The sequence below is a fragment of the Acinetobacter legionensis genome, from assembly GCF_048552295.1.
GTDB lineage: Bacteria > Pseudomonadota > Gammaproteobacteria > Pseudomonadales > Moraxellaceae > Acinetobacter.
Genome location: NZ_JBIMCW010000051.1, coordinates 1 through 10,375, shown reverse-complemented (window position 1 = coordinate 10,375; position 10,375 = coordinate 1). Strand labels below are relative to the sequence as shown.

8 protein-coding genes and 2 pseudogenes are annotated in these 10,375 nt (G+C 29.7%); all 10 read right to left on the bottom strand.

Annotation, left to right across the window (positions count from 1 at the left end; all coding sequences use genetic code 11):
* Positions 1-73: 73 nt before the first annotated feature.
* Positions 74-1,355: pseudogene (locus ACG916_RS21165) on the bottom strand (RHS repeat-associated core domain-containing protein); the annotation flags it as partial.
* A gap of 1,943 nt (positions 1,356-3,298) precedes the next feature.
* A complete protein-coding gene (locus tag ACG916_RS21160) occupies positions 3,299-3,784 on the bottom strand; it encodes a hypothetical protein (protein WP_419328249.1) in 486 nt (161 codons plus the stop codon).
* A gap of 701 nt (positions 3,785-4,485) precedes the next feature.
* A pseudogene (locus ACG916_RS21155) lies at positions 4,486-5,151 on the bottom strand (RHS repeat-associated core domain-containing protein); the annotation flags it as partial.
* Positions 5,152-5,175: 24 nt separating this feature from the next.
* Entirely contained in the window at positions 5,176-5,625 is a 450-nt protein-coding gene (locus ACG916_RS21150; protein WP_419328247.1) for a tetratricopeptide repeat protein, read from the bottom strand.
* Between the two features lie 809 nt (positions 5,626-6,434).
* Positions 6,435-6,884, bottom strand: coding sequence for a hypothetical protein (locus tag ACG916_RS21145; RefSeq protein WP_419328245.1), 450 nt, complete (start codon positions 6,882-6,884; stop codon positions 6,435-6,437).
* Between the two features lie 315 nt (positions 6,885-7,199).
* The gene (locus tag ACG916_RS21140; protein ID WP_419328243.1) at positions 7,200-7,673 is read right to left on the bottom strand and encodes a hypothetical protein; all 474 of its coding nucleotides are present in this window, start codon (positions 7,671-7,673) and stop codon (positions 7,200-7,202) included.
* A 64-nt stretch (positions 7,674-7,737) separates the two neighbouring features.
* Positions 7,738-8,232, bottom strand: a complete 495-nt coding sequence (locus ACG916_RS21135; RefSeq protein ID WP_419330217.1) for a hypothetical protein — start codon at positions 8,230-8,232, stop codon at positions 7,738-7,740.
* Entirely contained in the window at positions 8,229-8,678 is a 450-nt protein-coding gene (locus ACG916_RS21130; protein WP_419328240.1) for a hypothetical protein, read from the bottom strand. Before ACG916_RS21130 ends, ACG916_RS21135 begins: the two co-directional genes overlap by 4 nt.
* Before the next feature lie 104 nt (positions 8,679-8,782).
* Positions 8,783-9,238, bottom strand: a complete 456-nt coding sequence (locus tag ACG916_RS21125; protein ID WP_419328238.1) for a hypothetical protein — start codon at positions 9,236-9,238, stop codon at positions 8,783-8,785.
* 28 nt (positions 9,239-9,266) lie between these two features.
* The coding region (locus ACG916_RS21120; protein WP_419330219.1) for an RHS repeat-associated core domain-containing protein at positions 9,267-10,375 on the bottom strand (1,109 nt) is incomplete at its 5' end.

Sequence of the window (10,375 nt, the reverse complement as noted above, 5' to 3'; positions counted from 1 at the left end):
GTGCCATAAAATACTCCATATATTGATGTTTATAACATCATTTGGGGAGCAAAATATCACTTATAAGTGTTGTTCAAATTTCCTGATCCACCTCTTTCTTACCTATCGCTTTAGCACCTTTTACATCTGGCCTAGATGATGCACCTACTTGAAATACCTTACCATTATGTAGGTTAGTAATCTCTGCGTAAGCAAAGGGGCCTACCCCTCCCGAACAATAAACATAATCGAATAACGGAGGACCTTGCAACCGACAAATATCACCTGTCTTCATCCAACAGTCATAATTTCGATAACCTTCGTATTCTAAATTTGCTGAAGCTTGACGACTTAAACCGATAAATTCTCCACCATAGGTTACTTGCAATCCCAAAGCATCTACCCACAAAGTTGGATTAATTACATAACTGTAGTGATTCAATCCTGCGTATAAATCTATAGGGTCTTTACTCATATATCTTGCACTATACGGTTCGTAATAACGATAACGGTTATAGTGTAGCCCTGTTTCTTTATCCTTGCACTTCAGACCGAGCAGTGCTCGATCTTTGCTCATGCACCCTGAAAACGGATATTACTTTGTTGCAATGGATTGTCTTGGTTTGTTGTATTAATTTCTAAAGCTGTGCCCCATGTATCCTGTTTGATTTCCCAAACACACTCCCCTAACTCATTACTTAAAGTTTGTGGTGTACCGACTTGGTCACAGTGGTAAAAGGCAACACGTTCTAATTTAGCTTTGTTCTTTCTGGTTTCAGTTTTCCATACTGGATCTTTATAAATCGAATAAGGTACGTTTTGGAATTGGCGATAGTCAGGTGTTTCTATCAGCTGAATAAAGCCAGCATAACCAGTCTGTAATAACGGTACAAAGCTATTCGGTTCATAGACATAGTGCTTAGTATAATCAGTTTGCACTTTTGATGATTTCACTGATTCCCACACCATCACATCACCATCCCAACCAAATAAGGTTAGGCTGTGGTCTGTTTGGTTATTCTTAAATAATCGTCTGCCAAAAACATCATAACCATAATCAGTAATTTGACCATTGTTGTCACTTTGTATCAGACGATTTAAGTTATCCCAAGTGAGTTTTAAAGTCTGACCTGCTTGAGTGGTTTCAATCACATTGCCCTGTGCATCATATTTATAATGTTTGCCTTGATACTGGCTAATCAAGTTATTTTTCACTTGTGCAGCTTGTGTGGCAATCGGATCAATCAAGTTCCCCGCAGGATCAAAACTAAAGCTTTCAGTCTTAATAGGTTTTGGCTTTTGATTGAACGTCCAATCTGATCGTATTGGTAATTTAATTTGCCTAATCTGCTGTCATCCACCTGAGTCAGTAGGTAAGTGATTAAGCCTTTGCTATCGGTATGTTTGAATAGGCACCCTTCTTCATCGTGTTCAAATTGTTTTTTGACTCGATTAGATATATGTCAACTTTTAAAATAAAAAACTGAATAAATTAATTACTCATTTTTCAATATTTTCTCTTCCAATTTCACATATTCCTGCAATAAAACTTATGACTAATCCAATAGATAAAGAACAACCAACCAACCAATTTAAACTTTTCATTATCTCTTTATCGCTTGATTTGAAAAAAATTAAAAACAATGCTGTTATCACACTTATGATAATGGTTCTTAAAAAAAACGTTAGATAGGGTTTATTCTTAATTCTTAATTCTTAATTCTTAATTCTTAATTCTTAAAAAAGATGACAGCAAAGTAATAAAAAATTCTAACATCATGATTTCCTATGATTTTACATATGAAATTAAGTATTCAATGCATTAAAAGTTAAAAAACTTGTATTTATAAACTTACACATATTTATTTCACAATTAATAAAAAAAGCCCCCCTTAAATTTGATTGAAAAAAAATATAATTTTTTAATGACGAATTTTCGAATCTAGCTCTATGTAAGTTCATATAACTAAATTTCAAATAACCTATAAAAATGTAACTTGTACTTATATTCTCAGAAAAAAAATAATATTTCATTAACAATTTCCCCAAACAATTGGTGATAATTGGATATTTTGTATAGGCTATCTCTGTGAAATTTTTGGTTCAATGAAAGGTGATAATCGTTGCCTACACTCTTCCCTTTCAACATAATTTTGGACTACTTACAAATATAATGCTCTTTATGAAATAAAATGAGGATAATATTATTCTCATTTTATTAATTTTCGACACTTATAATTTTAAGTTAAACTTTTATTTACGATGATTGCCTCTATTTAAAAAGTCAACGATCGATAAAAAAATAAAACAAACAAACCCTATAAATTGTGTAACAATAAAAAAATAATTTGTTTACTGTATTCCATAACTTTATGATTTTCGATATACCCTACTAGATTTCCTAAAAAATATCCAATTAAACCTATTGTTATTCCTTTAAAAAAATTTATCAGATAAGGATGATCTTCTGATTTAAAGTTAGAAATAAAAATACTAATTATAACCTCAGCGATTAGTGTAATCATAATTTATTTCTTCTCCTTTTTATCAGATTTGAATACATCTTTAGCAATACTTCCCGAGGTAGCACCTATTACAGCTGAATTTAACCAAGTTGTTATTCCTACAGGATTATTTAAGTTTTTAGAAATATTTAATTCTTACTTCGAGTTACCACCACAAGAAATTAAAAAAAACGTGATCAGAAATATATTTTACCTTTTTAAGTATCTTGAGTATGATGGTACTAAATATTTTATATTAATACTTATAAAATAAAAATAAAATATAAATAAAATTGGTGCTAAAAAATAGAATCGTGTATAAAACGAGAAAAAAACAATAATTACACCAACAACTAAATAAAGATAAAAAAACAATACTTTAAGTAAAAATTTCCCTTTAGAATCGAATGATTTATTGCTCTCAAGATAGCTATACACATTGTATGAAAGAAAAAATAAACCTGCATAAGAAATAAGACCAGGAATAATCATCAATATAACTAAAGCAACCAAAAACCTTAAAATTGATTCATCAGGTAAGGAAATTAAAACATAAAAAAGAAAATATAAGAAAAAAACACCTATATAATAATAGTATTTCAAACCATTATAATCTGATCTATTTAAACTTAATTCATCTCTATTTCTCACAATACCCACCTAATGCTTTATTAACTCCTATTTACCACTTCATCAAAGCGAAACTCTATACTATATATTCCCCCTTATTAATCCCACTGCTACTTTCCTACAGCTAATTGTATTTAGTATATAAAAGTTTTTTTATCGTATGCTATTGAATGTAAACACCACTATTAATCTTTTACCACACAGCTTATATTATTTTTAGCAGTAGTATAATTTAAAGTTATTGAAACTTTTTTATAAAATTGATAAGTAAAATAACCAGTATTGACTCCATCCATTTCTTTTTTATAAGTTGGAAATGTTACACCAATTGCTTGATTTTGTTTACAGAAAAGCTCACTAAAATTATTCTTTTCAACTAAGACCCACCCCTTTTGAGCAAGCCTTGGTCTTACCTCTTTCAAATAAATCTCATTATCAAAAAAACCTATTCTTTCTATAAAATAGAAAAAATCTGAAGATCTAACTGATTGAGTATCATATAAAACTAAATCATAATTTGAGAAAATGTACTGCATTTCTTTTAAATACTTAGCTTTATTTACATCTACTTTAGTTTCTAGTTGTTCTAAGCTTTGACCCTGTTCAAATTTTGATTCATTACAACCTAACAAGATTGTTGAAATAATTGATAGTAAAATAAGTTTTTTCATCATAATCCCCCAAATGAACGCATCAGCCCTATTGCATAAGGTTCTGTATCTTTAGTATTACCAATATGTTTACTATGTGAAAAATCAAAATATGTTACACCAGGAGTTGAAAAACCACCCCCTGTGTTAACCGCAATTTTACCACCTTTTGCTATCGGCATATCAACTCCTGCTGCTAAACCAAAAGGCCCACCGTATGATAAACCAAATGATTCTCCGCTCATTGCAGAATCTGTCAAAGTCGCTCTATTTAATTTAGAATCCAACTGCCCCAAAGAAAAACCTAAACAACCTGCACCAATTGCAGATTTGCCAGATAATTTATCATAGCTTGCTTTAGTAATCCCAAGTCCACCATAAATATTCCCATTGTGTACATTCAGCCCTACACTTCCACTCCCGACATAATAACTTCCAGCGCAAATTAAATAGTCGATTTCAATATTACATTTTCCACTTGGACATTTTGATTTGTTGTCATTGTATTTCGAAGGGATTTTGTATCCTCCTAGTAAACCACCAGAATATGGTTCTTTTTTATTTTTCGGAACAGGTTGATTATAAATTTTTTGTTGACCAATCCAATAATCACTTACTTTTGTAACGCCCCATTTACTCTTAGCTAACTGAGTTTCATTTGCTTTATTCTTTAGAACAGAAGCATTATTCGCTGCCATCTTTTCCTTTTCACTCTTTGCCATCAATCCCATCGGATCCACCCACTGATTTGGATCACTTACATAAACAGAATTATTTAACCCTCCATCTAATCCAATTGGATCTTTACTTATATACCTTGCGCTAAACGGTTCGTAATAACGATAACAGTTATAGTGTAAACCTGTTTCCTTATCGTAATATTGCCCCTGAAAACGGATATTACTTTGTTCCAATGGATTGTCTTGGTTTGTTGTATTAATTTCTAAAGCTGTGCCCCATGTATCCTGTTTGATTTCCCAAACAGACTCGCCTAACTCATTACTCAAGGTTTGTGGTGTACCGACTTGGTCGCAGTGATAAAAGGCAACACGTTCTAATTCAGCTTTATTCTTTCTGGTTTCAGTTTTCCATACAGGATCTTTATAAATCGAATAAGGTACATTTTGGAATTGACGATAGTCAGGTGTTTCTATCAACTGAATAAAGCCAGCATAACCTGTCTGTAATAGTGGTACAAAGCTATTCGGTTCATAGACATAGTGTTTGGTGTAGTCTTGCTGTTTTGATTGATTTTGGTTTGCTTGATATGACTCCCATATCATTAGATCACCATCCCAACCAAATAAGGTTAGGCTGTGGTCTGTTTGGTTATTCTTAAATAATCGTCTGCCAAAAACATCATAACCATAGTCTGTGATTTGACGGTTTTATCACTATAAATAATAGTGTTACTAAAATGTAGTAATACCCTTTTGAATAATAATATTTTTTAAGCGCTTTAAATTTTCAGTAGCTAAACTAAAATCATTTTCTGAAGCTATTTTATACCAATATTCTGCTTTATCTACATTCCTTGCAGTTCCTTCACCATGCTCATACATCCATCCTAAATTATTTTGAGCTAATGGATCATTTTTTAAAGCAGATCTCTCAAAGTAATTAAATGCTTTTTTTAAATCTTTTTTAACTAAAGTGCCATCATAATAAATTACTCCTAATTCTGTAATAGAGGGTGTAAAACCATTACTGTCAGCAAACAATAAATTTTCCATCATTTTTTCTGTTTCTTTTTCATTTTTATAGATAGTGCCTAACTGATGTGCAGCTAAATTATCCCCAAGTTCCTTCGCCGAAGTAAACCATTTTTTAGCACTTATTAAATTTCCTTGTAAATAATACAAACAACCTAGTGAATAGTGGGCTGGTGAAAAACAATAATTAGCGGATTTATTTAAATAAAACTCAGTAAGCTCATAATTTTTTCAATCTATCTTTTCCAATCAAATATGAATATCCACATAATAACAACCTTTCATTTCTTGAATATCTTCATCAATTTTATTTTGACTTCCCTGCAAAGAGTATAAACTCATTATAATTATTTTCTTTTCATTCAAATCATCAACTTTAATACATTTAGCATATAGAATATTAGACCACATTAAAAAAAACAAAATAACATATAATCTCATAAATCAACTCAGCATTAAAAATAATGAAAAAACAAAAATCAATAAAAAACAAATCTGTATGAAATATAAAAATTTTAGCCTTTTTGCATAAAAATCACGATTATCAAAATTTTTAAAAACTATTTTATAAAGATATTTAGTATGTTGAAAACTTTTCAAGTTGAAATCCAAATAATCTTTTGCAATATTTTTACTAATAAAATATTTAAACAAATAAAATCGAACTATACAGAATAAAATAACATAGAGAAGCAGTGATGATAAAAATAAAAATAAAATAAACCCATCTGACATTTATCTTAATCCTCCAAAATTTAAGGGAGCCCGTGGAAGCATTTGTTGATTTCTTTTTAACTGCTTGTGATCGGCTACTGCTTTTTGATCGGCCATAGAAAACCAAAACCATTTAAGTACACAATTGTTAAATATATTTAACTTTTACTGCGAATTACTATCATAATAAATAAAAAATATTGTTTGATTATTTTAAATTCATTTCATTTAATCTTCTCTCACTTTTACGCTTTACAGTGATCTATGCCAGAGTCATTATAATATAAAAAAATTGACCACGAATTTTTATCTGAATAGTATATTTCCTCTCCATCTTTAGATTTTTCTAATTCATTTTCAGGAAATAAAATAGCTATTTTTTGATATTTATTTATACAATATTCTGAATAATTACCATAATTTTCGACTTCTTTCCATCCATCAGATTTTAATTTCTTTCTAATTTCGTTCATCTCGATTTTCGACAAATTTTCTTTAGGTATATGAAGTGTGGCCAAAGAATTATTTGGTCGAATAATCGATGGTTTAAAAACCGGTTGGTATTGACCAAAATAAACTGTCATAATTTTTTTAAAATCAATCATTACTGGCACATTTTCTGTTTTTTTAGAATTAACACCACAAGCTACTAAGCAAAAAGAAATTACTAATAATAAACAAAAATTAATTTTCATACTATTTACTCAACTTTACTTTAACTTTATTGTATTCTTCAGATATATTAACAGACTTTTCATTAATAGATATCCCTCCATCCCAACCTACTTTCTGAGTATTCAACCCTGTTTCAATTACTTTTAGCGTTGTTAAATTTAACCAATCTATATTTATGGGTTGGGCTAGACCTGCTCTAAAATTCCAAAGAGTTATACCAAATCAGTCGTTAATTTCATTTGAAAGTTATCAATTATATAAACTATTAACTACAGCTCCCCCTTAAACAGCTGATTTAAAAAGTGATCCACACTTAAAAAATTAAAATCAATAGATTAATTGCAGGAATCAACACCAGAAATTAGATACATAAACGCAACGCCATTTACAGAAAAATCTCCTGGAGTCAACACTGAGCCTTGATAATCAATTACAGGACCTGAATTAGCAGTTACAATATTAATACGATTATTCCTACCTAAACAATATGTATCAACGCCTTTACCCTGTCCTTTGAGTACCCATCCATCTTGTTTTAATATCTTTATTATTTCATCAAGTTTTTTTGAATCCTTAGAAACTTCTACATTAGAAATCTGTGTTTGCGATTTATTTATTGCATTTCTTATTTTAACATCAGAACCCAATATTTTGATCATTTTATCATCAAAAGGATATCTATCCGAATCATCTGGTCTAAGACCTGTTGTACAAGCGATCAAGTTAACCGTTGAAATAATACAGAACAGTGTTTTTATATTTTCACCTATTTTCAAAATATTACACCTCATATTTGAATTAAATTTCATTTAAACACCAGAAAAATATTTTTTTAAATACTTCTAATAATTTTAAATAAAAACTCCGTACAAATTACTTACAACCATTTACACTATCATCATTATATACATAATAAATCAACCAATCATTAAAATCACCAAAAACAACTCTACTTCCACTTCTATCAAAATATTCACTCTTATCTGGATATAAAATTCCTAATTTATTATAAATACCATGACAATATATATATAATCCATTATAAACATCCTTTCTTACCCATCCTTCTTTTATTATCTTTTCTTCAACACCAAAAAATTCAACTTTACTCATATTATCTTTGGATATCAAAATATTAGACATTTCAGCATTAGGCTTCATTATCCCAGGCTCATACTCATATTCATACCCTTTAAAAACCAATTTTGAAAACTCTTGAATATCGACCTTATTTTTGTGTGAATTATTATTTACACAAGACACTAAGAAAAAGGATAATCCTAGTATAGAAAAGAATATTTTATAAATTTTAAATCCATAAATTTTATACAAAGTTGATTTTAGTTTTCTCAATAAAAAACCATTCAAAATTCAGCATCCTTACAATATGACGTTCCTTCTTTTATATACTTTATACTTATCCCCCACTTATCAAGAGAACTAGATTTTATGTATAATTTTTGACCAAATTTATCATAATATTCCATTTTTTCTGGATAAATGATTGTCATTTGATTATACCGATCATAACAAAACACATACTGATCCTCAGATGTATAAACCAACTTCCAATTTTTCTCTATTTTACTTTTTATCATTTCAAAATCAGATAAGGATAAATCAGACTTAGGAATAAAAACATTATAGTAGTTTGCAAAACCTCGTTGCATACCCACCTTTAATTCATAATTATAGCCATCAAATAAATAAGAAATCTCTTTTTCAACATTAATTTCATTGCTTTTAGAACTATCTATATCATTACATGCTTGTAAAAATAGATTCAAAATTATTAAAAAAATAAATTTATACAATATGTTTTATCCCTTAGATTAACTAAAATTTTAAAATAAATAAAAATCAATATCTTAATAAAATTAAAAGCAATAAATTTTAGTTCCGCAAGAAATCTATTGGTTTAAAATTTTACATCCTTACAATATGACGTTCCTTCTTTCTTATAAATAACACCTATATTCCATTGATCCAACAAGCTAGATTTCATATATAATTTTTGCCCAAACTTATCATAATAGTCCATTTTTTCTGGATAAATAATTGTCATTTGATTATACCGATCATAACAAAACACATACTGATCCTCAGATGTATAAACCAACTTCCATTTTTTCTCTATTTTACTTTTTATCATTTCAAAATCAGACAAGGATAAATCAGACTTACGAATAAAAACATTATAGTAATTTGCAAAACCTCGTTGCATACCTACCTTTAAATCATAATTATAGCCATCAAATAAATAAGAAATCTCTTTTTCAACATTAATTTCATTATTTTTTGAACTGTCTTTATTTATACCATTACATGCTTGTAAAAATATAATAAATATCATTAAAAAAACTATTCTCTTCACAATATATTATCCTTTATATTATTTAATTCTATTTTCTAATTTGATTAACAAAATCAAATAGACTGAAATTTTCACTTTTTTCACCATATGAAAAACTAACCCCATTAGAACCAAACCCAACCCCACCCTCAATTCCAAAAGTACCGCTTGCTGATAATGTACTAGCATTTAAAGGGACTGTAACACCAGCCTTCACTAATTTTCCACTTGATACACTTACTGCCCAACCGCCTAAGAAGTCATCTGTTTGTTCAGCTAATGGCATAGTCGTATTTTTATTTACAATATGCCCAGCCATACAACTTGCTCCCCCCATCTCTTTAACAATTTTAGAAACTTGACCTAGGGTTCCACCTCCCAACTTGTATTTGTTATTAACTGATTTCTTTCCAACATCATTCAATGATAATTTATTTTTATAAGATTGAGCCTTATTTACGCTTTTTGCAGCTTCAATAGGATCCATTGTTAGTGATGACCATATCTGCCCATTATGTAAATTAATTACTTCAGTTTTTCCAACCGCTCCTATGCTACTACTACATACTAGATAGTCAATAAATTGTGAATTTGTAGCAGGGCAAAGATGTCTATAGGCATTCTTGCCTAATACTGCTTGTGAACGAATACCGCCAGGCTGTCTTGCGCTTGGTATGTTGTCACAAATCACATCACGATAAAATTCATCACCTTGCATGATACGCTTTAGTTCCGCTGCCTGTTTCTGTTTTTCTAATTGTAATTTTTGTTGTTCATAATCATTTCTATTTTGCTCATTAGATGATTTTGCCCAATCGTTATATTTTTTATTCTCTTGCTCAATTCCTTTTCTTTGTTGTTTAATTCGCTCTAATATTTCTTGATTCCTTTGTTTATCGCTTTTGTTAGCCATCAATCCCATTGGATCCACCCACTGATTTGGATCATTCACATAAACAGTGCTATTCATGCCTCCATTCAACCCAATTGGATCTTTACTCACATACCTTGCACTATACGGTTCATAATAACGATAGCGGTTATAGTGTAACCCTGTTTCTTTATCGTAATATTGCCCCTGAAAACGGATATTACTTTGTTCCAATGGATTGTCTTGGTTTGTTGTATTAATTTCTAAAGCTGTGCCCCATGTATCCT